This is a genomic window from Heyndrickxia sp. FW510-T9 (assembly GCF_058781025.1).
This window is the reverse complement of the sequence record NZ_JBYSWK010000006.1, coordinates 36,666-57,873: the sequence shown is the minus strand read 5'-3', so window position 1 is coordinate 57,873 and position 21,208 is coordinate 36,666. Positions and strand designations below refer to the sequence as shown.

The following is a 21,208-nucleotide window of genomic DNA, read 5'->3' as shown; positions in this document are numbered from 1 at the left end:
ATTCCAATATAAATTCGGGCCATTCAGGCTCTAAGCGCGCTCGAATCCTTCTTCATCCAAGTATTCCGCCGCTTCCCCATATGAATTAAACGTCCCATCTAGGTTCAATCCTGCATAAACATTCCACATATCATCCTCGTGGACGAGAATTAGCGTATGTCCTTCATCGTTCTTCCACTTTTCTTCAGGGAAATCCTCCACAATAGCTGCTTCTTCCAAAGTTCTAGACAGGGATTCAATAGATTTTTGAATAATCGTCTTGAATTCTTCTTCGGAAAAGTCCCGAATATTGACCATTCCTCGTTCATCCGTGTCATATTCGCTTAATAGCTCTCCATAAACAAATCCATTTCCATTCGGATGAAGATGATAAACAACATTTTTCTTATCTGAAACACTTTCCTCATAGTGAAAATTCACTCGTCCCATGGACACGTTTTTTCTTTGTAATTCCGGAAATAACTCGGCAATCGCTAGTTTTTCTTCAAAAGTTAGCATAAATCCTCCATATTTTTAGCAAAGGCTATTTTCGCATAAAGTATTGTTTTAAATTCTACATTAGACTTAGTTTCGGGGCATCTTTTCTTAAAAGGATACCTATTATAAGTCAAATGAAGGATTATCTTTTATTAGAGGAATAAAAGTTTAAGAAAAGAGCCTTAGCAAATGTGTAAAATACATTGTATCATATAATCAATGAAGATTTCATTTCGCTAAAAGCAAGGAGACTCTAAATGGACAATTTTTCAACATATGATGGATTAGGATTAGCAAATTTAATAAAAGCAAAACAAGTTTCACCACAGGAATTAATAGAATCTGCATTCAAACGTCTAGAAGAAGTGAATCCAACGCTAAATGGCGTGATTCGAACGAGAAAAGAAAAAGTATTGAAAGAGGCGGAACACATTTCGATTGAGGACCAACCATATGCTGGGGTGCCAATCGTACTCAAGGATATTTCTCAAGCAATTGAAGGTGAGCCATTAACAGCTGGTTCAGGGCTGTTAATGGAAAATATCGCACGACGTGACTCTAATTTGGTCGCACGCATACGTAAAGCAGGCTTCTTATTTATTGGACAAACTAATACACCAGAGTTCGGGCTCAAGAATATTTCAGAGCCGGTCGTGTATGGACCGACAAGAAACCCATGGAATACAGATTACTCTGCGGGCGGCTCGAGCGGGGGTTCAGCAGCAAGCGTAGCATCAGGGATTGTTCCAATCGCAGGGGCGAGCGATGGTGGAGGCTCTATTCGAATTCCAGCATCCTTCACAAGCCTTTTTGGACTCAAGCCTACGAGAGGCAGAACCCCGGTTGGCCCAGGAGTAGGCCGTCAATGGCAAGGAGCATCCATTGATTTTTGCTTAACAAGAACGGTCAGAGACAGCGCGGCCATGCTTGACCTTTTACAAACAATTCAACCGGAAGCTGCCTTTCAAGTACCTTTGTTCCCAGGAAGCTATCTGGAAGAAATACAAAAATCTCCAACTCGAAAATTTAAGGTGGCATTTACGACAGAATCTCCTGTTGGAACACCAGTGAGCGATGAAGCGAAACAAGCTGTACACAATGTTGCAAAATGGTTGGAAGAACAAGGACATGAAGTGGTGGAACAAGCCAATTCTGTAGACGGAATTCGCTTAATAGAGAACTACTATTTAATGAATAATGGTGAAATTTCTGCCATGATTATTTCGATGGAAGAGGCGCTCGGCAGACCAATCACCGCAAACGATATGGAAATTGTTGCTTGGGTTATCAATGTTGCCGGAAAATCTGTCACTGCAGCAGAATTTACTAATAGTTTAGCAGAATGGGATATTGCCGCTGCCCAGATGGCTCAGTTCCATGAAACCTATGATTTCTATGTAACTCCAGCGACAGCTTTTCCAGCTCCTAAGGTTGGCGAGCTTACGCAAACTCAGCAGGAAATAGAGGAGTTAATGAAAGTGACGGACCTTGTCAAAACCGAACAACAAAAACTTGTGTACGATATGTTTTTACCGAGCTTAACGTATACTCCGTTCACACAGCTTGCTAATTTAACAGGTGCGCCATCTATCAGTGTACCAACACATCTCACTTCTAATGGTCTTCCGTTAGGTGTGCAATTTAATGCTCCTAAAGGAAAAGAGGATTGGTTGCTTTGGATGGCTGCTCAATTAGAACAGTCTGATTTGTGGGTAGGAATGAAAGGGAATCCGATGTTTTAAATCTTATTAAAGTTGCATAGACTATACTGATTGAGATAGTGATTAAGGATGGGTGACTATTTGAAAAAAATCGGTTATGTTTTTATAGTGTTTTTCCTCTGTTTTGCCGGAGTCGCTGGATGTTCGAACAAAACAAGTGAAGAAAAGCCAACTAAAGAATCCGGACTTGTTGTATTAGATAAGGATACAATCAGCCAATTTAAAATGGGTACGATTAAAGTAATTCCTTTTAAACAACACGGCCGCACACCTATTGATGAAATAACAAAAAAATGGGGAAAGCCGAATAAAATTATCGATTACGAAGACATCCATGACTACGTTTATATAAAGCATGGTCAAAAAATCACCTTTGTCGTAGATGAAACCAATATCGCCTATATCACCTTGGTTGAATTAAATATGTCTATAAAAGAAGCTAATAAAAGGCTGGGCAATCTTCACAAGGTAAAAAAGGTGACAAAGATACTTCAATATCCAAAAGGTGATTATGTCGTACAAATTGAGTCCATTTCCAAGAACAAAGTTTTGCTTAGTTTAAGAAAGAAATAAAAAGTAAACCGTTTCTATTGGCAATACCGATAGAAACGGTTTTTTTAATTGATTTGGGCAATTATATCCTATTATGAAAGTCTTGGTGGTTATCATTTTGGCAGTCAGCTAATAATCTTTAATTATATATGCTAAAGAATTCGCACAAAAATACTTTTCGGGAGGGAAATACAATGGAAAGCCTTAAGCTAATGGATATAATAACACCTACTAATAAGGGATATAATGTTAAAAAGGTAATAAGTAGAGGTGCTACTATGGACCGTGATGAACATTTCGGTAAATTTGACAATGTATTTCCTGATAGAGTATTTGTCGCGTCTAGCAGTAAAAAAGAATCTAAAGTCCATGATTGCATCATTATTGGCGGCGGAATAGCAGGTCTGCAAGCGGCTATTCAATTAGGACGGTATTGTCATAAGGTGCTTGTGATTGATTCCAATTATGGACGATCCAGTTTATGTCACGCGTATCATAATATTTTGGGCTGGCCAGATGGTATAAGCGGACCAGTTCTTAGAGAAACAGGAAAATCGCAGGCGGAAAAGTTAGGAGTTCAATTCATGGAGGAAGAAGTTGTAGAAATTGAAAAACAAGGAGGGCAATTTATTCTACACTCTAAAGCTAGCTCAACCTTTTATGCCAAAAGGATTTTAATTGCAACGGGGGTAATGGATAGGCTGCCACCATTTCCTAACCTGTATCCTTGTCTTGGAATCAGTGTCTATGTATGTCCGGATTGTGATGGTTATGAAGTGAAGGATAAGCGTGCACTTGTACTAGGGTCGGGAAATGTTGGAGCGAACATGGCATTAACTCTATCCTATTGGACAGACAAAATGATCTATATTAATCATGAAAAGGCACCTATAGATGTAACTAAACTGGAACAATTAAAGGATAAAAAAATTGAATTATATCAAGAAGCAATAAAAGAAATCATTGCAGATGGTTCTACTATACAAGGAGTTATTTTAGAAAACGGTAAAAAAATAACAGCAAATCGGGCATTTGTCGCATTCGGTGGCAATAAGATCCATTCTTCTATCACAGAAAAATTAGGTGTGAAGCTTCACCAAAACAAGCATATCCTCGTTGATCCAAGAACGAAAATGACGAATATTGAACATGTATGGGCCGCAGGTGACGTTGTCGCACACTCCGAGCAATTAACGATTGCAATGGGGGAAGGTTTACAAGCGGCAATTTGGATACATAAAAGTCTTATTTGAAAAAGTTCCCCAAGACAATAGTAGATGTTGGAGATAGAGGACACCAGTTCCGTTATTTGTGACAAAACGGGTTATTTTTAGAATTTAGAGGACAGAGGATCCGCTATTTAGTAAAAAAATAGTGATTTACATGTGTTTTTTCGCAAATAACGTACTCAGTGTCCGCTTAGCCCAAAAATAAGGCTCATTTAATATAAATAACGGATGCTCTGTCCGCTTAAAAGGTAAAATAACGATCAATAGCGATAATAATTTGTCGAATCACTATATTTCAATATATAAATTTCCCGTAGCAATGTCATGTAAGACTCTCCTCCAATCTTTTCATCCTTAGGATTATGAAGGTTTGAATAGTATTATAATTTAGTCTAATTTTACTGTATTTTATATGAGGTGAAATTTACTTTGCTATGTTTTTTAAATATTCCTGCTTTGTAAAATAAATGGTAAAATAATAATTATAGGAATGTTCATATAACTATTTTTTTGGAGGTTAAAGAACAGGAGTTGATGGGGAATATTAATCGCACCAATGAAATTAGACACTCAATAATAGATTGTATTAATCAATATTTCCAACAAGAAGATATGAAAGAGTTAGCCACTCAATACATTTATTATCACGCTATTGGAAATCTACCCTTTTGGAAATTTATCTATTGTGCATCATGACATGTTCCATGGATGTTGCAAAGAAATAGATAAAATTGCCGCTGGGGTCGAGTTACTGATCTTATCTTTTCATATATTTGATGACCTGGAAGATAACGATAATGAAGAACCACCATGGATGAAAAATAAGGATAAAGCTTTAAATATTGCGACAGGATATCTTTTTGCCGCACTTTCGGCACTGCATTCCATAACTGCGCCTAATAAAAAAAGAATTATTGAAATGTATCATAATCATGCTTTAGTTGCCATAAATGGACAGCATATGGATTTGACGAATAAAGTTCGAAGTGAATCTGATTATATAGAAATAGTTAATAGAAAGTCAGGCTCTTTAACTGCCCTGGCCAGTGTAATTGGAATAATTGCATCTGGAAAGGATCTTGATGTTTCCAAAATTGAAAATTATGCAGTGAATATCGGCGTAATAGCACAATTAAGAAATGACTTAAAGGATGTACTAAGAGTAGATTCGAAAAGCGATCTAATAAATCGAAAGAAAACGTTAGCGACATTATTTTTACTAGAACATCCAAACCCAAGATTCAATTTTGTTCGTGAGTATTATCAGCAAGATTTGCCCAAACAGTATCTATTGAATCAACGGGATTTTATGAAAAATGAGTTGCTAGAATCGGGAGTAATCCTATATTCAACTGCGATGATAAAAATATACCAAAGTAAGGTAGTTGAAGAATTAGATAAACTAACAATTACAGAAGTCTACAAAAATCTTATATTGCAATATATAAAATAAAAGGGAGAAATGAAAATGAAAGAATTAATTTATAACATGGTAAATTGTCCAGAAATGAAAGATCAATTATTAAAAGAAAATCTAAGTTTATTGTCATTTAATGAAAAGAATGCAGTTATGGCAGCTTTAAAAGAAGAGGAACCTACGATTTACTATGATTATTGGACGTAATAAAGCTATGAATGATTATAAATCAAAGATTCCACCGTTGTTAGTTATGCTTTGTGGACTTATAGTTATGGGCTGTTTAATTCGGGTTGTTGTTCAATACCCTTTTATAGGAATAGATGTGAAGAAGCAGGATAATCAATTTGTTATTAAAAAAGTTTCACAAACTGGATGGTCGAAAGAACACGGGATTACAATTGGAGATATTGTCTTATCGATTGATGATAGGAAACCTGATCTTCATTTTACTATTAAAAAGCATAATACAATAGAAAAAGCACACGCTATAGAATTACTGCATGAAAATAAAACCTATCGTTATATTATTAAATACAACGGTGTAGACCGATATTTTATCTATCATTTGGTTTTTCCAGTTATTTTTTATCTGTGTTGTCTATCATTATGTTGTTTTTTGATTATGAGAAAGCAAAACAATCCTACAATTACTTTGTTAATTTACTTTTTGAATGTCCTGGGTCTAACGTTATTAAGCGCTGGAGCTTCGGCAAGAAAGGATTCCCTTGGGAAAGCAATTATGGATTTTACTATTGTTTTTTCAATTGTACTATTATTTGATTTGGTGCGTCGTTACTTTTCAAATTGGAAACTACAATTTATAAATAAAGTGTTTGTTTATAGTTTGTATGTTATTGGGTTTATAGCTTTTATTTGTAGTGTTTTATTCCAAAACTCAGACATAATCCAATTATTCCCGCCAGAATTAATCTTTTTTGTTTCGGTATTTCTCATTTTAAATATCCTTTTAATTAAGAAATATTTTCATTATAGGCAAACTGAATATAAACATTCGATTCTAATCCTAATGACCGGAATATACGTATCACTTATCCCATTTATTATGTTATTTGCCGTTCCCAAAATAATACTCAATCAACCAATCATGCCGGCCGAATTAACAACTATGTTTATTATCCTTTTGCCATTATGCCTTTTTTATTTAGTCGTTGCCCAAGAGCTTATCGATATGACATTTGTGATTCGAAAATTTTATTACTGTGGGGCAATTAGTTTCGTTGCAACTTCTGCTATTCTTACAAGCTTTCTTTTAATTACTAAATCTAACGTTTTAGATAATAGTATGGAAATCGTTCGATTAAGTCTTATTATTTTTACTATTACTTTTGGAATTCTCTATGTAAAAGACCATCTGGATTTCCTACTAAGAAAAATACTTTATCCAAAGCAAAGGGAATATCAATTAAGCCTCAATCGGTTTTTACACACAATGAAGGCAGAGACGAATTTTAAAAATCTATTGATTGGACTTCAAAAGGAAATAGAGAGCCATCTCCCAGTAACGAAAACAACACTTATTCAAATAAACGAGGATCATAAGATTGTTTCCAATTTAGATGGGAAACAGATTGCCGTGCCATTACTTGATCCTACGATATTTCAAAACTTGAATAATATCGGTGCTATTCAAAAGCTTCCGAATGGTTTCTTCGTACTATTATCAGATAGAGATGGGCAATATTTGGTGCTAATAGGAGAATGGAAAACCCCAATAAAAAAATTAAATACATCGGAAATGATTTGGCTGGAGACTATTTTAAACTATACACAAGTAATGATAGAGAATTTATACAAAATAGAAGAAGTAATAAAAAGGCTGGGTAATCTTGAAAGTGATAAACCAATCCCACTATCTTTATCGAAATTATTGTTATCTATTTCGGAAAAGGAACGAAAGAGTTTAGCAAGGGATTTACATGACACAATCCTACAAGATCAATTAAGTCTTGCACGAAAAATAGGTGATGAAATAACACAATATAACGACCCCAATCAGGTCCAATTTTTGAATAGCATTAGGGAAAACCTTTTAGACTATGCTTATTCCATTAGAGAGGTATCGAATGAGTTACATCCAGTGGTTTTACATGAATTAGGATTGCATCAATCTTTGTCCATGCTATTCGAAAAAGTAAACTTGGAATCTAATTTTCTTTTTTATAGTCATATTGAAAAGAATATCGCTCTCCTAGATAAAGGGGATGAGTTAGCGATTTATCGAATTATTCAAGAGCTATTGAATAATGCAATGAAACACTCGGAAGCAAGTGAAGTTTCTCTGAAATTAATAAGAAAAGGTAATCAAATTATCTTAAGCTATCAAGATAATGGAATTGGCTGCAGTATACAAAACTCTTTTATTTTTGGTACAAGAGGATTAGCTGGGATTCGGGAAAGAGTTAGAGGTCTAGATGGGGATGTGAAAATAGTCTCTAAAAAGGGGAAAGGGTTTAAAGCAGATATTACCTTTGAGTCCACATTAAGTGTTAGTTATGCACTTATTTAAGAATCTGGAAATATAAAAGGGGGGATTGGATGATATCTGTTTTATTAATTGACGACCATGAGATAGTGGGCTACGGAGTAAAATCAATCCTTGAGAAAAACGAAAACATTCAAGTAGATGTTCTATCTTCCTTTACTCTTTTGGCTGTGACATTATCTAATCGTCGCTATGATGTATACTTGGTAGATTTACAAATGCCTAAATCAAACGGAATGGATGTTACGCAACAAATCTTACATGTTTATCCTGATGCAAAGATCGTTATTTATACTGGCCATGAAATTAAGCCATTTTTTAATAAGTTAGTTGAGATCGGGGTATCAGGAATGGTAAGTAAAGCAGCAGCAAGTAGTACTCTAGTAGATACGATAAGGGCAGTAGTAAAGGATGATGTTGTACTTCCTTTGGAGTTGTTTAAGCAACTTCGTATTCCGGATTCGAACTGCAACAAAGTGGCAACTCAAAAAGAAGTGATTTTGACCGAAAAGGAAATAACAATTCTTATAGAAGTAGAGCAAGGAAAATCAAATAAGGATATTGCAGAATGCTTATTTATGAGTAAAAGATCGATTGAATATGCATTAACGAATATTTTTAAAAGGTTGGGTGCCAGTTCTAGGCTAGAGGCTGTGAAGAAGGCAAAGGAAATGTGTATTTTATAAGTCTAGTACTTATGATTTGTCGAACCGCAAGAAAAATTGCGCGAAATATCAGATATCCTGCGGTGTAGGTATTACATAATTGTAATAAAATGGACATACAATAGGGCCTTATGAGTAACTAGTGGGGGAGGAAGAGTTAATGAAAAAATTCTTATTTGTTGCAGTTTTGATTTTAGGGATTGTTGTAAGCGGTTACGGTTTCAAGCAGGTTAGTGCTGCAGGGAATATCAATGATACAACTTTTATCTTTAATTTTGGAGAAACCGAGCATACTACACCAAGGGCTAAGTATGACAGTACTTCGGCATATATTAAAGCAACTTCCATTGGTGGAGGGAAATCTTTCAATTCCTGGGTTGCTTTAAAGAATGGTACGGACGTTTCAAAAGGTAATCATTATACTATACTAGCCAACACAGAAGTTTGGATGAAAAACTGGGCATATGAGGAACACGGTGGTTATGGTGTTGAAGTCCGTTTAGAGGGTAGAAAAATTTCAGGTACAAATACCTTTGCAGCCTCAGGTGTTTGGAGTCCTGATAGTGTTGGTGGACCTTTACCATAGATTTATTGCATGGTTAAGTAGAATAAAGATAAAGAGAAGTGAGTAATCTCTCTTCTCTTTATCTTTTAAATTTCAGAGTTTGTAAATTTTAATAGAGTCAGTACTTTAGAATGATTTTAAAAGATCCTTAATTTATAAATGTACTAGAGATTATTGATTCTTTATAAGTTTTTATACACGTATTCTTTTCCTAACATTTGGAGGGGGTGGGGAATATGAAAGGAAAGCAATTAGGAGTTTCCGTTTTAGTTGCACTTATTATGATAGTTTATGTTTTATATCATTATGATTTTTTCGATCGATTCAAAAAATCAAGTACAAGTACAAATGGAGAAGGTATTACGCGAAATATAATAAAAAATAGCATTAAAACAAATTTAAAACAACCTGAAAAGGATAAACTGCTTTTGAAAATGCTAGACTCCGTCGACTATTTCAATCAACTTGAAGGTGAATATGAACAGTATTTTCGCTTTACCAATGAAGTAGATACTGTAAAATATGCAGTTGACACAGATAAGCAATGGGGAATGAGAATCGTTTTAACTAATCATAGATTAGATAAAACAATATTATATTCGGGGAATGAAAATAAAAAAATTGATTTTGATGAAAGAGCTCATACCTACCGGGTATGGAATTGGAAACCGGATCCTAAAAATGAAGAGATTGAAAAGCTAAGTGCATCTGAAAGGATTTATCAGGCGAATGATCGACAGGATGATGATTATGCCAGGGGTACAGCCTGCGATGTAGTTCATTCTGAACTCACTAATTACTTGCTTGACTTCGACAAATGGGACTATAAAGAAGTAACCTTCTTAGGCTTACCAAGTTATAAGATTACTGGGGTAATAGATGATGGAGGAAATATGGATGGCAAGTTCGAAATGATCGTGGAAAAAAGTGCAGGACTTGTTCTGGATTTTCATGTTTATGATGAAAAAGGTAAGGTGAAATATTACCTTGAAACGAAATATATTAAAATTGATAAGGGGTTAGATGATAAAGTTTTTGAAAAGGATTTATCTAAATATAAAAAAGTAAAATAGTGAAATCTATTATTTCCTTTAAAAAGGTTTCCTTTCTATTTATTATTGGAGGGTTAAGTATATGGCTCAATTCTTTTGGCAACGAATAATTAGGAGTAAATCTTTATATTTCGTATTAATTGTTGGACTGATATTAGTCTTTCTTCATTTTAAAATTGAAATTCTTCCTTTAAAAAACGACTTCAATTATGAAATGGGTGTAGTCTTTACACCATATACTAAATGGTTTGAATTTGGAGGGAAATCAGGCCTTGCCGGGATTTATTTATTATTACTTCCTATATTATCTGCACTCCCTTTTGCGGATACATTTGCAAAGGATAAACAATCGGGTTATTTGCGATCAATCCTATCTAAAGGGAATATGAAACAATATTTTCTCGGATTATTCTTTTCTAATTTTTTCATTTCAGGTGTCATAATAATAATTCCACTTGTTGTAAATGTTTACTTAGCCTTCATGATGTTACCAAATGTAAAGCCGGATCCATTAGTTAATAATCAGATGCCATTAAATCTGATGGACACTTTATTTCCAACACTTTACTATAGTCATCCATTATTACATATTTCGTTTTATTTACTTTTAACATTTTTGTTTGCCGGCATGTTTGCCACGATTTGTTTAAGCATTTCTTTGTATATCAAAAGTCGATTTGTGATTTTAGTAACGGGCTTTTTAGTGCAAATGATTATTTCGTTAGCAGCCCAATTTACGGAGCACTATGAGTGGACTCCATCTACTTTATTATTGGAATTAGCTCCGGATTATGTTACTCTGCCAACCACAACGATTATTTTTTTCGGAATTATCATCATTAGCACGCTTATCTATATACTTGGGGTGAAACATCGTGTTATTACTTAATGTTATGAAGGTGTTTCTTTTAGATTTTAGAAAGTCGTTATGGAAAATAGGAATCGAGGGCAGCCGTTTTGATATTTGGAATTATCACGTTTGTAAAATATACAAACTATTTAGATTACTTGAACTCGATTCCCGATGTAATTAATTACTTTTTTCAAAGGGTGGTTTAATCACATAAACTTTTCCTATTTTTTTATTCTTTCTTTCTTTTATTTTACCCCCACTTATGGACCCTTTGCGGACGGTACGATTTAAGGGCCGTGGCACGTTGGGGATGACAATCTTATTTTCTGTCCTTTTTGTGATCATTGTTTTTCTATGTTTCTATTTTATTTGTGACTTTCTTTACGGCGGATGGTGGAAAATTGGTTCATTAGATAACCATTGGGCAACGGAAGTGGGAAAACCGTTCATTCAATCAAAAGGGAAAGTAGATTTATTGCTTGGCTTCTCATCTATACGTTATTGCTGGATATACTCAATGGTTTTATACGTAATAATACTGGCTGTTTCTTTATATCAACATAAACTTTCAGTTATACAGATTTATTATTTGAACTATTCAAGGGAACTGAGTATCTAGTAATGGATAACCAAAACCTAAAATTTCCGTTTTCTTGGCTAATTATCAGATGATAGGTCCTTTTATATTAGGAAGATATATTCGGGAAGATTTGTTTGAACAAACATCATTTTTGTTTGTACGAACAAAACATCGATTGTCTTTATGGTTAAGGTAAGTTACTTTTTTTGCACGCTGGTTATTTTGAATGGAGGCTGTGAAGAAAGCAAAAGAAATGTGTATTTTATAAGTCTAGTACTTATGACTTGTCGAACCGCAAGAAAAATTGCGCGAAATATCAGAGATTTTGCGGTGTAGGTCTTACATAATTGTAATAAAATGGACATACCGTAGGGCCTTATGAGTAACAAGTGGGGGGAAGAAAAGTAAATGAAAAAGTTTGTAATATCAGCAGTATTAATTTTAGGGATTGTTGCAGGTGGCTACGGTTTTGAGCGGGCTAGTGCTGCGGGGAATGTCAAGGATTCAACTTTTATCTTTAATTTTGGAGAATCCGAGCATACTGAATCAAGGGTTAAATATGACAGCACTTCTGCATATATAAAAGCAACTTCCATTGGGGGAGGGACATCTTTTACTTCCTGGGTTGCCTTAAAGGATGGTACGGACGTTTCCAAAGGTAATCATTACAATATAACACTGAACAAAGAAGTTTGGATGAAAAACTGGGCATATGAGGAACATGGTGGTTACGGTGTTGAAGTCCGTTTAGAAGGTAGAAAAGTTTCAGGTACAAATACCTTTGCAGCCTCAGGTAAGTGGAGTCCTGACAGTGTTGGTGGGCCTTAAGTTTACCATAAAAGTAATGCAAAGTTTGGTAGATTAAAGATAAAGAGAAGTGAGTATTCTCTCTTCTCTTTATCTTTTAAATTTCAGAGTTTGTAAAACCTTAATAGAGTCCGTGCCTTAGAATGATTTTAAAAGATCCTTAATTTATAAATATACAAGAGATTATTATCTCTTTATAAGTTTTTATACACTTATTCTTTTCCTAACATTTGAAGAGGGTGGGGAACATGAAGGGAAAACAATTAGGAGTTTCCGTCATAGTTGCACTTATAATGGTAGTTTATGTTTTATATCATTATGATTTTTTCGATCGATTCAAAAAATCAAGTACAAATACAAATGGAGAAGCTATTACCAGAAACACACTAAAAAATAACATTAAATCAAATTTAGAACAACCGGAAAAAGATAAATTGCTTTTGAAAATGTTAGACTCCGTCGACTATTTCGACCAACTTAAAGGGGAATATGAGGAGTATTTTCGCTTAACTAATGAAGTGAAAACAACAAAATATGCAATTGACGTAAAAAATAAAAGAGGAATAGGTATCTTTTCAACAGATCATGTACTAGATTTTACAGTAATATTTTTGGGGAGTGAAGATAAAAAATTTGATATTGATGAAAAGGCTCATACCTATCGGATATGGCCTTGGAAACCGGAACCTAAAAATGAAGAGATCACAAAGCTTAGTGCATCTGAAAGGCTGTATCAGGCGAATGATCGACAGGATGATGATTATGCCAGCGTTACAGCATCCGATGTGGTTCATTCTGAACTCACTAATTACTTGCTTGATTTCGACAAATGGAATTATAAAGAAGAAACCTTTTTAGGGTTACCTAGTTATAAGATTACTGGTGTAATAGATGCAGAATTAAATATAGGTGGAAAGTTCGAAATGGTCGTAGAAAAAAGCGCAGGACTTGTTCTGGATTTTCATGTTTATGATGAAAAAGGTAAGGTGAAATATTACCTTGAAACGAAGAATATTAAAATCGATAAGGAGATGGATGATAAGGTATTTGAAAAAGATTTATCTAAATACAATAGGCAAAAATAAAATAGATTATTATTTTTTTCTAATCCTATCTAAATACAAGATACTAATAAGTAAACCGATCTTATCACATATAAAACTTATCTTTTCCTTAAAGAAAAGAAAGGCAGGGGGATATGAAGGGAAAACAATTAGGAGTTTCCGTTTTAGTTGCACTTATTATGATAGTTTATGTTTTATATCATTATGATTTTTTCGATCGATTCAAAAAATCAAGTACAAGTACTAATACAAATGGAGAAATTATTACGAGAAATTCAATAAAAAATAGCATTAAAACAAATTTAAAACAACCTGAAAAAGATAAATTGCTTTTGAAAATGTTAGACTCCGTCGACTATTTCAACCAACTTGAAGGTGAATATGAACAGTATTTTCGCTTAACCAATGAAGTGAAAACCATAAAATATGCAATTGACGTAAAAAACCAGAGGGGAATAGGTATCTTTTCAACAGATCATATACTAGATTTTACAGTAATATTTTTAGGGCGCGAAAATAAAAAAATTGATTTTGATGAAAAAGCTCATACCTACCGGGTATGGAATTGGAAACCGGAACCTAAAAATGAAGAAATCACAAAGCTTAGTGCATCTGAAAGGCTGTATCAGGCGAATGATCGACAGGATGATGATTATGCCAGCAGTACAGCACACGATGTAGTTCATTCTGAATTCACTAATTACTTGCTTGATTTCGACAAATGGGATTATAAAGATGTAACTTTCTTAGGCTTACCTAGTTATAAGATTACCGGTGTAATAGATGCACAATTAAATATGGATGGCAAGTTCGAAATGGTCGTGGAAAAAAGTGCAGGCCTTGTTTTAGATTTTCATGTTTATGATGAAAAAGGTAAGGTGAAATATTACCTTGAAACGAAAAATATTAAAATCGATAAAGGGATAGATGGTAAGGTCTTTGATAAAGATTTAGCGAAATACAAAGAGGTAAAATAATCAAATCTATTATTCCTTTCAAAGAGGTTTTCTTTCTATTTTTTATTGGAGGGTTAAATATATGGCTCATTTTTTTTGGCAACGTGTTATTAGAAGCAAATCCTTATATTTCGTTTTACTCATTGGATTAATATTTGCTTTTCTGCACTTTAAGATAGAACTTATTTCTTCAAGAGAATACTTAAAATATAATGAGGGTGTAGAATTTACCCCTTATACGAAATGGTTTGAATTTGGTTTCAAGTCACAACTAGCTGGGATTTATTTTCTAATGTTACCTATTCTAGCCGCGCTGCCTTTTGCTGATACATTTGCAAAGGATAAACAATCTGGATATCTTCGTTCTATTTTATCTAAGGGGAAAATAAAACAATATTTTCGAGGTTTGTTTTTCACTAATTTTATTGTTTCAGGTCTTATAGTAATAATTCCACTTCTTGTAAACATTTATCTAAGTTTTATGATGTTACCAAATGTAAAGCCAGATCCTTTGGTTAATAATCTTGCACCTTTAGATCTTATGAATACCTTTTTCCCAACCCTTTACTATAGTCACCCATTTTTACATATGTTGTTTTATTTATTTTTAACGTTTTTGTTTGCGGGCATGTTTGCCGCGATTTGTTTAAGCATTTCTTTGTATATCAAAAATCGATTTGTGATTTTAGTAGCGGGCTTTTTAGTACAAATGATTATTTCGTTAGCAGCTCAATTTACGGAACACTATGAATGGATTCCATCCTATTTTCTACTAGAAGTAGCTGGTGCAAATGTCTCCCTGTTAACCACAACGATTATTTTTTTCGGATTCATCATCATTAGCACGCTTATCTATATACTTGGGGTGAAACGTCGTGTTATTACTTAATGTTATGAAGGTGTTTCTTTTAGATTTTAGAAAGTCGTTATGGAAAATAGGAATCGGTGCAGCTGTTTTGATATTTGGAATTATCACGTTTGCAAAATACACTAGCTTTCTAGACGACATGAACTCGATTCCTGATGTATTTAATTACTTTTTTACAAAGGGCGGTTTAATAACATTAACCATTCCCATTTTTTTATTCTTTCTTTCCTTTATTTTACCCCCGCTTATGGATCCATTGCGAATGGTCCGTTTTAAGAATCGTGGCACATTGGGGATGACAATCCTATTTTCGGTCCTATTCGTAGTCATCGTTTTCTTATGTTTCTATTTTATTTGTGGCTTTCTTTACGGATGGTGGAAAGGTGGTTCATTAGATAATCCATGGGCAACCGAAGCGGGGAAACCGTTCATTCAATCAAGAGGAAAAGTAGACTTGTCCTTGTTTAGTACAGGTTATATGATTCTTCGCTACACCGCGACTGAACTCTTTGCGTTTATGACAATCGGTTTAATCGCGGCATTACTTTATTTGTTGGTTCCTCGATATGTAATTGTTTTTATTATCGTTGAGGGATTCATATTATTAGATACAACGATCCAATCGTTGTTCCACTTCACGATCTTTTTATTGCAAGCTACAGTTACTTTGGATAACTGGGGAGATGCATCATATTTTGTTGGAAATATATTCTATTTTCTGGGAATTATGATCATTTTAGGCATGGGAGTGTACATTGTTGCTGTGAAAAGGGATTTTATACCTAATACGGAGGAGAATGAATAAAAATGAGGAAAGAAACACTGTCTTTATTTCAACGGGATTTATTTCTTGGCTTCTCCGCTATCCGTTTTCGCTGGATATCCTCAATGGTGTTATTCGTAATAATATTGGTTGTTTCTTTATTTCAACTTAAGCTTTCAGCGAAAGTCGAAGGGATGGATTTTTCTCATTTCAGTTACACAGATTTATTATTTGTTTTATTCAAAGGAACCGAGTTTCCAGTGGATGATCCAAACCCAAAATTTCCGTTTTCTTGGCTAATTATTCAGATGATGTGCCCTTTTATATTGGGAGGATATGTTCGGGAAGATTTGTTTGAACAATCATCATTTTTGTTTGTACGAGCAAAACATCGATTGTCTTTATGGTTAAGTAAGTTACTCTTTTCTTGTGTGCTTGTTATTTCTATGTATCTATTTATTGTAGTGGTGATTGCACTATTATCATTCTTTTTTCTTACCTTTTCAACGGATTGGAGTGAATACGGAAAAAAAGTGATTCAACCGCTTATTTCTACATATGTGAATCCATTTGCTTTTTCCATGAATATTTTGCTTCTACCATTTTTAACAACTATATTAACGGTTATGGTTCAAGCCGTGATTACTGTTTTTATACGCCCTATTTACGCATTTGTTCTTATTTTAGCGGCCCTTGTAATTTCTGTTTTTTCATCAAGTAGGTTACTTCCCGGGAGTTACAGTATGATTCTAAGACATCACTCCATGGATGCGGATCAAGGTTTTGTTTGGGGGACGGCAGTTACCTATACAGTAACGCTATTAATTATTGTCGTTTGTTGTGGATATATACTTTTTAAAAATAGGGATATATTCCCGAAAGAAAGGGACTGATACGAAATGAATAAATACATTGCAGTGGAGCATGTCTCTAAAACGATTCAAAGCCATTCTGTATTAAATGATATACACCTAGAATTAATGAAAGGACGAATATATGGATTTAGAGGAAAAAATGGTTCGGGAAAAACAATGCTGTTTCGAGCAATTGCGGGTTTAATACGTCCGTCAAAAGGGATAATTTCGGTGGATGGAAAAATAATAGGAAAAGATATTTCCTTTCCGGAGAATTTAGGCCTTTTAATTGAATATCCAGGGTTTATCCCCGAATATACCGGGTTGAAAAATTTAGAACTTCTGTCTTTAATTCAAAGGAAGATTACGAAGGAGCAAGTGGAAGCTGCGATTGCGAAAGTCGGCTTAGATCCAAAGGATAAAAGAAAGTTCAAAAAGTATTCTTTAGGAATGAAACAAAGACTAGGAATTGCTCAAGCAATCATGGAAAACCCCGATCTCATTATATTGGATGAGCCGACCAATGCATTAGACGAAGAAGGGGTAGCATTAATTAATCAAATTATCCTCGATTTGAAGAAAGAAGGAAAAACAATATTAATTGCTAGTCATGACCGTGAATCATTAGATAAGGTTTCCGATGAAATCTACTCAATCGATGGAGGTAAAATTATTGGGCACGAGGTGATTTCTCATGTCGCTGTCTAAAAAAACGAAATGGATTGCTATTACTATATTAATTTTACTATTTATTTGTTTTAGTGTATTTCGATATCAACAGGTCAATCGACCTTATAAGAACTATTCCGTGAGTGAGAAGCTAGTAAAGTTGGACCAACCCTTTACTGTTAATAATCTTACTTATACCTTTGGTAAACCAACATTAACGGAAGAAAAAAATGAAGTTCATTATGAGATTCCAGTATCCATAATAAATAAAACTTCTGATATGAAGGGGCGTCCAATAATAGATTTCTATTTAAGAAGTAATTTAACCAATAACATGCTGGACAGGGAACGGTTTATAGAGTATGCTGCGGATAAAAAAATAAATTTAGAAGGAGTATTACCTAATTCTTCGGAAAAGCTAGTTTTGTTTTTTACTATGCAAAAGGAATGGGGAGTTCATCTTAACACAAAAGCAGATTTTTATTTTCTTGAATATAAGGGAGATAAAGTAATCAAACATAAATTACCGTTAAACTATCAGTAAAGGAATTTAAATTAATTAACTTATTCCCATTAGAAAGAAATCTTTTGCCGGAGGATAATAAATCCTCTTTTTTTGTTGCCCTTTTAACTAGACCATAACAGCAAGAATGAGGACGAAATGGATGTAGATTCCTTGTTAAAATTGGGTACAACAAATAACGAGGAGGCAGTAGCATGAATAAAATTCAAGAATTCAATAAGCTGCATACATTAGAGGATATTCTTTTTTTAGGGAATGCTTGGGATCTACTGTCTGCTTTAACCCTTGAAAAAGTAGGATATAAAGCGATTGGGACTACAAGTTGGGGAATTGCCAACTCACTAGGATATGCAGATGGAGAATTAATAGATTTTGACAGACATTTGGGAATTATTAAATCGATAGCTGAAAATGTAAGAATACCTGTTTCAGCAGACATTGAAGCTGGGTATGCCGAGGATATAGATACGATAATAGCAAATGTTTTAAAAACTGCAGATGTTGGGGTAGCAGGCATTAACATTGAGGATTCGTTGAAAAATCAAAAAGGTCTTCGAGATGTTTCGAGTCATAGTAAGCTTCTATCAAAGATGAGATCTGCATTAGATCAACATGGATTTAAAGACTTTTATATAAATGCGAGAACAGATACTTATTTTCAAAAGGAAGATCCTCTTATAGAGACTATTGATAGAGCGAAAGCGTATGTCGAAAGCGGTGCAAGCGGGATATTTGTTCCAGGTCTGACACATGATGAAGAAATAACGGAAATTGCGTCCAACATTAAGGCTCCTTTAAATGTATTATCTTTACCTGGACTATCGAATTGTAATAAGCTTAAAGCATTGGGAGTGAAACGCTTTAGTTTTGGAAATGCATTATCAGATAAAATTATTGCCTTTTTAGAAAAAAACGCAGCCAAATTATTGGATTTAAAAGATACCTCAATCTTATATGAAGAATTGCTTTAGAAAGGATGGGATGTTCAATGGAGGCTCGTATTAATCTTTCATTTGATGAAATGTGGGAAAAAATCATGGCATGCGATAGTAAATACGATGGATTGTTTTTTACTGCTGTTAAAACTACAAAAATATTTTGCCGGCCTTCTTGTAGGTCAAGAAAGCCGAAAAAAATAAATGTTGAATTTTATCAGAACATCGAGGAAGTGGAAAAAGCAGGCTTCCGAGCTTGCAAGCGATGTCAGCCAGAAGTTGAACATTCCCCGCATATCGGGCTTGTCCGAAATGTCATTACTTTTTTAATTAATCATTATAAGCAAAGGATTTTATTACAGGATATTGCTGATCATGTTGGAGTAAGCCCATATTATCTTGAGCGTCTTTTTAAAAAGGAAACATCAGAAACCCCGCGAACTTATCTGGAAAAAATACGAGTGGATAAAGCAGCATATCTTCTTAAAAATACGAAACTCACGAATTTGGAAATTTGCTATGAAGTTGGATTTCAAAGCCCATCTAATTTTTACAAGGTGTTTCGAAATGTAAAGCAATGTTCCCCTAGTGAGTATAGAAATAAGGAGCTTCAATATGAGATGGGTTGATCATGGAAATTATCTCGAAATTTTTCCGCCAAATGAATTTAATTTAGAGGAATGTCTAGTGTTTCTAGGAAGATCGGAACAGGAAGTGCTGCACCAAATACATGATCAGAATGTTTTCAAGCTTTTAAATATAGAGGAAGAACTGATTTTGTTTAAAATAGGTGGTAATTCGCAAATACTCCTAATTGAATTTCCTAATGGAGTTCCATCTAAAAATATTCGCGAACAAGTTGCCAAATTTGTATGGGAATGGTTTGATTTAGATAAGGACTTAACGAACTTTTATAAAATGTCACAGTCAGATAAAATTCTAGAACCGATCGTCCGGAAGTATAGTGGGTTGCGTATAATGGGCATACCAGACTTATTCGAAGCACTAGTTTGGGCTATTATTGGACAGCAAATCAATCTGACCTTTGCCTATACTTTGAAGAAACGCTTTGTGGAGGAGTTTGGAGAAAGCACAAACCTTGATGGAGACACTTTCTGGGTCCATCCTACTTTTCAAAAAATTGCTTCTTTAGAAGTTGAGGATCTTAGAAAACTACAATTCACCATGAGAAAAGCAGAATATGTAATTGGTATTGCTAAAACGATGGCAAGCGGTGAATTAAGCAAGGAAGCATTGTTGAAAGAACAGGATTTTCAAGAAATGCACAATTCCTTAACAGCGATTCGAGGAGTTGGCGCATGGACGGCAGACTATGTAATCATGAAATGCCTGCATCATCCTGCTGCCTTTCCAATTGCAGATGTTGGGCTCCATAATGCATTAAAGGTTCAATTAGGATTAGAGCGGAAACCATCCATTGAGGAAATCAAAGAATTAGCGATAAACTGGGAAGGCTGGCAAGCATATGCCACTTTCTATTTGTGGAGGTCTTTATATGGAGCTATATAAATTAGATTATGCATCTCCCCTTGGAGTTATCGAGATAGCTGGAACCGACGAAGCTATTTATTCCATTTTATTTAATGAACAAGATAAAGTGGTTCACAAACTTCAAGAGGATACACCAGAGATATTGAAAGAATGCTACAAACAGTTGGATGAATATTTTAAAGGGACACGCCAGGAATTCAATATTCCTTATGCGTTTGAAGGAACGGATTTTCAAAAAACAGTTTGGAATGCATTAACGCAAATTCCTTTTGCAACAACAGGTTCTTATAAGGATATTGCTGTATCAATAGGAAATGAAAAGGCAGTCCGGGCAGTTGGAAGTGCGAATGGGAAAAATAAGATAAGTATTATTGTTCCATGCCACCGAATTGTTGGTTCTAATGGGACATTAACTGGTTACGCAGGTGGATTATGGCGTAAAGAGTGGCTTTTGAAGCATGAAAAAGCTTTTGAAACTAAATAGAGGTAATGAAGAGGCCATTTTTAGAGGAATGGTCTTTCGTTTTGTTTGAGTCAGATGGCGAACGGTCCGATTTACATGGTAAACGGCCCGAAATAATAGGTAAACGGACCGAAATACGTAGGAAACAGCCCGAAAATAACAACAAACGGCCCAAAT

Annotated in this window: 24 protein-coding genes; 23 read left to right on the top strand and 1 reads right to left on the bottom strand. The window is 34.5% G+C overall.

Going from position 1 to position 21,208, the window contains the following annotated elements; all coding sequences use genetic code 11:
• Nucleotides 1-30: 30 nt before the first annotated feature.
• Nucleotides 31-498, bottom strand: coding sequence for a hypothetical protein (locus tag AC3WJF_RS04900; protein ID WP_492450005.1), 468 nt, complete (start codon nucleotides 496-498; stop codon nucleotides 31-33).
• Between the two features lie 236 nt (nucleotides 499-734).
• On the opposite strand from AC3WJF_RS04900, the gene AC3WJF_RS04895 reads away from it, so the two are divergent.
• The 23 genes from AC3WJF_RS04895 (at nucleotide 735) to AC3WJF_RS04785 (ending at nucleotide 21,052) form a co-directional block, all read left to right on the top strand.
• On the top strand, nucleotides 735-2,219 hold the full coding sequence (locus AC3WJF_RS04895; RefSeq protein ID WP_492450004.1) for an amidase: 1,485 nt from the start codon (nucleotides 735-737) through the stop codon (nucleotides 2,217-2,219).
• Between the two features lie 60 nt (nucleotides 2,220-2,279).
• Nucleotides 2,280-2,771 carry a hypothetical protein gene (locus AC3WJF_RS04890; protein WP_492450003.1) on the top strand — a complete coding sequence of 164 codons (492 nt, stop codon included), beginning with the start codon at nucleotides 2,280-2,282 and terminating at the stop codon, nucleotides 2,769-2,771.
• Between the two features lie 173 nt (nucleotides 2,772-2,944).
• Nucleotides 2,945-4,003 carry an NAD(P)/FAD-dependent oxidoreductase gene (locus tag AC3WJF_RS04885; RefSeq protein WP_492450002.1) on the top strand — a complete coding sequence of 353 codons (1,059 nt, stop codon included), beginning with the start codon at nucleotides 2,945-2,947 and terminating at the stop codon, nucleotides 4,001-4,003.
• A gap of 661 nt (nucleotides 4,004-4,664) precedes the next feature.
• Complete coding sequence (locus AC3WJF_RS04880) at nucleotides 4,665-5,432, top strand: polyprenyl synthetase family protein (RefSeq protein WP_492450001.1); 768 nt, start codon at nucleotides 4,665-4,667, stop codon at nucleotides 5,430-5,432.
• Between the two features lie 15 nt (nucleotides 5,433-5,447).
• On the top strand, nucleotides 5,448-5,603 hold the full coding sequence (locus AC3WJF_RS04875) for a hypothetical protein (RefSeq protein WP_492450000.1): 156 nt from the start codon (nucleotides 5,448-5,450) through the stop codon (nucleotides 5,601-5,603).
• Entirely contained in the window at nucleotides 5,587-7,926 is a 2,340-nt protein-coding gene (locus tag AC3WJF_RS04870; protein ID WP_492449999.1) for a sensor histidine kinase, read from the top strand. Before AC3WJF_RS04875 ends, AC3WJF_RS04870 begins: the two co-directional genes overlap by 17 nt.
• A gap of 29 nt (nucleotides 7,927-7,955) precedes the next feature.
• The gene (locus tag AC3WJF_RS04865; protein ID WP_492449998.1) at nucleotides 7,956-8,588 is read left to right on the top strand and encodes a response regulator; all 633 of its coding nucleotides are present in this window, start codon (nucleotides 7,956-7,958) and stop codon (nucleotides 8,586-8,588) included.
• 139 nt (nucleotides 8,589-8,727) lie between these two features.
• Complete coding sequence (locus tag AC3WJF_RS04860) at nucleotides 8,728-9,153, top strand: DUF2712 domain-containing protein (RefSeq protein WP_492449997.1); 426 nt, start codon at nucleotides 8,728-8,730, stop codon at nucleotides 9,151-9,153.
• A gap of 215 nt (nucleotides 9,154-9,368) precedes the next feature.
• Nucleotides 9,369-10,205: a hypothetical protein gene (locus AC3WJF_RS04855; RefSeq protein WP_492449996.1), complete on the top strand. Its 837-nt coding sequence runs from the start codon at nucleotides 9,369-9,371 to the stop codon at nucleotides 10,203-10,205.
• Nucleotides 10,206-10,266: 61 nt separating this feature from the next.
• Nucleotides 10,267-11,073, top strand: a complete 807-nt coding sequence (locus AC3WJF_RS04850) for a hypothetical protein (RefSeq protein WP_492449995.1) — start codon at nucleotides 10,267-10,269, stop codon at nucleotides 11,071-11,073.
• 274 nt (nucleotides 11,074-11,347) lie between these two features.
• A complete protein-coding gene (locus AC3WJF_RS04845) occupies nucleotides 11,348-11,656 on the top strand; it encodes a hypothetical protein (RefSeq protein WP_492449994.1) in 309 nt (102 codons plus the stop codon).
• A gap of 369 nt (nucleotides 11,657-12,025) precedes the next feature.
• Nucleotides 12,026-12,445, top strand: coding sequence for a DUF2712 domain-containing protein (locus AC3WJF_RS04840; protein ID WP_492449993.1), 420 nt, complete (start codon nucleotides 12,026-12,028; stop codon nucleotides 12,443-12,445).
• Nucleotides 12,446-12,672: 227 nt separating this feature from the next.
• Nucleotides 12,673-13,509: a hypothetical protein gene (locus tag AC3WJF_RS04835; RefSeq protein ID WP_492449992.1), complete on the top strand. Its 837-nt coding sequence runs from the start codon at nucleotides 12,673-12,675 to the stop codon at nucleotides 13,507-13,509.
• A gap of 113 nt (nucleotides 13,510-13,622) precedes the next feature.
• Complete coding sequence (locus AC3WJF_RS04830; RefSeq protein WP_492449991.1) at nucleotides 13,623-14,465, top strand: hypothetical protein; 843 nt, start codon at nucleotides 13,623-13,625, stop codon at nucleotides 14,463-14,465.
• Between the two features lie 61 nt (nucleotides 14,466-14,526).
• Nucleotides 14,527-15,333, top strand: coding sequence for a hypothetical protein (locus AC3WJF_RS04825; RefSeq protein ID WP_492449990.1), 807 nt, complete (start codon nucleotides 14,527-14,529; stop codon nucleotides 15,331-15,333).
• Nucleotides 15,320-16,117 carry a hypothetical protein gene (locus AC3WJF_RS04820; RefSeq protein ID WP_492449989.1) on the top strand — a complete coding sequence of 266 codons (798 nt, stop codon included), beginning with the start codon at nucleotides 15,320-15,322 and terminating at the stop codon, nucleotides 16,115-16,117. The genes AC3WJF_RS04825 and AC3WJF_RS04820 overlap by 14 nt, the downstream gene beginning before the upstream one ends.
• A gap of 2 nt (nucleotides 16,118-16,119) precedes the next feature.
• Nucleotides 16,120-16,968, top strand: a complete 849-nt coding sequence (locus AC3WJF_RS04815) for a DUF2705 family protein (protein ID WP_492449988.1) — start codon at nucleotides 16,120-16,122, stop codon at nucleotides 16,966-16,968.
• A 6-nt stretch (nucleotides 16,969-16,974) separates the two neighbouring features.
• Complete coding sequence (locus AC3WJF_RS04810) at nucleotides 16,975-17,637, top strand: ATP-binding cassette domain-containing protein (RefSeq protein ID WP_492449987.1); 663 nt, start codon at nucleotides 16,975-16,977, stop codon at nucleotides 17,635-17,637.
• Nucleotides 17,624-18,142 (top strand): hypothetical protein, encoded by a 519-nt coding sequence (locus tag AC3WJF_RS04805; protein WP_492449986.1) that lies wholly within the window; start codon nucleotides 17,624-17,626, stop codon nucleotides 18,140-18,142. Before AC3WJF_RS04810 ends, AC3WJF_RS04805 begins: the two co-directional genes overlap by 14 nt.
• Nucleotides 18,143-18,315: 173 nt before the next feature.
• Nucleotides 18,316-19,092, top strand: coding sequence for an isocitrate lyase/PEP mutase family protein (locus AC3WJF_RS04800; protein WP_492449985.1), 777 nt, complete (start codon nucleotides 18,316-18,318; stop codon nucleotides 19,090-19,092).
• Nucleotides 19,093-19,109: 17 nt separating this feature from the next.
• The gene (locus AC3WJF_RS04795) at nucleotides 19,110-19,685 is read left to right on the top strand and encodes a bifunctional transcriptional activator/DNA repair enzyme AdaA (protein WP_492449984.1); all 576 of its coding nucleotides are present in this window, start codon (nucleotides 19,110-19,112) and stop codon (nucleotides 19,683-19,685) included.
• Nucleotides 19,672-20,586, top strand: coding sequence for a DNA-3-methyladenine glycosylase 2 (locus AC3WJF_RS04790; protein WP_492449983.1), 915 nt, complete (start codon nucleotides 19,672-19,674; stop codon nucleotides 20,584-20,586). The genes AC3WJF_RS04795 and AC3WJF_RS04790 overlap by 14 nt, the downstream gene beginning before the upstream one ends.
• A complete protein-coding gene (locus AC3WJF_RS04785; protein WP_492449982.1) occupies nucleotides 20,573-21,052 on the top strand; it encodes a methylated-DNA--[protein]-cysteine S-methyltransferase in 480 nt (159 codons plus the stop codon). Before AC3WJF_RS04790 ends, AC3WJF_RS04785 begins: the two co-directional genes overlap by 14 nt.
• Nucleotides 21,053-21,208: the final 156 nt, after the last annotated feature.

What these genes read in the sequence shown, in the direction of transcription:
- AC3WJF_RS04835 (WP_492449992.1), top strand. Translation starts at nt 12,673, where the DNA reads ATGAAGGGAAAACAATTAGGAGTTTCCGTCATAGTTGCACTTATAATG.
- AC3WJF_RS04895 (WP_492450004.1), top strand. Translation starts at nt 735, where the DNA reads ATGGACAATTTTTCAACATATGATGGATTAGGATTAGCAAATTTAATA.
- AC3WJF_RS04785 (WP_492449982.1), top strand. Translation starts at nt 20,573, where the DNA reads ATGGAGCTATATAAATTAGATTATGCATCTCCCCTTGGAGTTATCGAG.
- AC3WJF_RS04805 (WP_492449986.1), top strand. Translation starts at nt 17,624, where the DNA reads ATGTCGCTGTCTAAAAAAACGAAATGGATTGCTATTACTATATTAATT.
- AC3WJF_RS04845 (WP_492449994.1), top strand. Translation starts at nt 11,348, where the DNA reads ATGACAATCTTATTTTCTGTCCTTTTTGTGATCATTGTTTTTCTATGT.
- AC3WJF_RS04840 (WP_492449993.1), top strand. Translation starts at nt 12,026, where the DNA reads ATGAAAAAGTTTGTAATATCAGCAGTATTAATTTTAGGGATTGTTGCA.
- AC3WJF_RS04790 (WP_492449983.1), top strand. Translation starts at nt 19,672, where the DNA reads ATGAGATGGGTTGATCATGGAAATTATCTCGAAATTTTTCCGCCAAAT.
- AC3WJF_RS04825 (WP_492449990.1), top strand. Translation starts at nt 14,527, where the DNA reads ATGGCTCATTTTTTTTGGCAACGTGTTATTAGAAGCAAATCCTTATAT.
- AC3WJF_RS04860 (WP_492449997.1), top strand. Translation starts at nt 8,728, where the DNA reads ATGAAAAAATTCTTATTTGTTGCAGTTTTGATTTTAGGGATTGTTGTA.
- AC3WJF_RS04830 (WP_492449991.1), top strand. Translation starts at nt 13,623, where the DNA reads ATGAAGGGAAAACAATTAGGAGTTTCCGTTTTAGTTGCACTTATTATG.
- AC3WJF_RS04855 (WP_492449996.1), top strand. Translation starts at nt 9,369, where the DNA reads ATGAAAGGAAAGCAATTAGGAGTTTCCGTTTTAGTTGCACTTATTATG.
- AC3WJF_RS04900 (WP_492450005.1), bottom strand. Translation starts at nt 498, where the DNA reads ATGCTAACTTTTGAAGAAAAACTAGCGATTGCCGAGTTATTTCCGGAA.
- AC3WJF_RS04850 (WP_492449995.1), top strand. Translation starts at nt 10,267, where the DNA reads ATGGCTCAATTCTTTTGGCAACGAATAATTAGGAGTAAATCTTTATAT.
- AC3WJF_RS04795 (WP_492449984.1), top strand. Translation starts at nt 19,110, where the DNA reads ATGGAGGCTCGTATTAATCTTTCATTTGATGAAATGTGGGAAAAAATC.
- AC3WJF_RS04865 (WP_492449998.1), top strand. Translation starts at nt 7,956, where the DNA reads ATGATATCTGTTTTATTAATTGACGACCATGAGATAGTGGGCTACGGA.
- AC3WJF_RS04815 (WP_492449988.1), top strand. Translation starts at nt 16,120, where the DNA reads ATGAGGAAAGAAACACTGTCTTTATTTCAACGGGATTTATTTCTTGGC.
- AC3WJF_RS04870 (WP_492449999.1), top strand. Translation starts at nt 5,587, where the DNA reads ATGATTATTGGACGTAATAAAGCTATGAATGATTATAAATCAAAGATT.
- AC3WJF_RS04875 (WP_492450000.1), top strand. Translation starts at nt 5,448, where the DNA reads ATGAAAGAATTAATTTATAACATGGTAAATTGTCCAGAAATGAAAGAT.
- AC3WJF_RS04885 (WP_492450002.1), top strand. Translation starts at nt 2,945, where the DNA reads ATGGAAAGCCTTAAGCTAATGGATATAATAACACCTACTAATAAGGGA.
- AC3WJF_RS04810 (WP_492449987.1), top strand. Translation starts at nt 16,975, where the DNA reads ATGAATAAATACATTGCAGTGGAGCATGTCTCTAAAACGATTCAAAGC.
- AC3WJF_RS04800 (WP_492449985.1), top strand. Translation starts at nt 18,316, where the DNA reads ATGAATAAAATTCAAGAATTCAATAAGCTGCATACATTAGAGGATATT.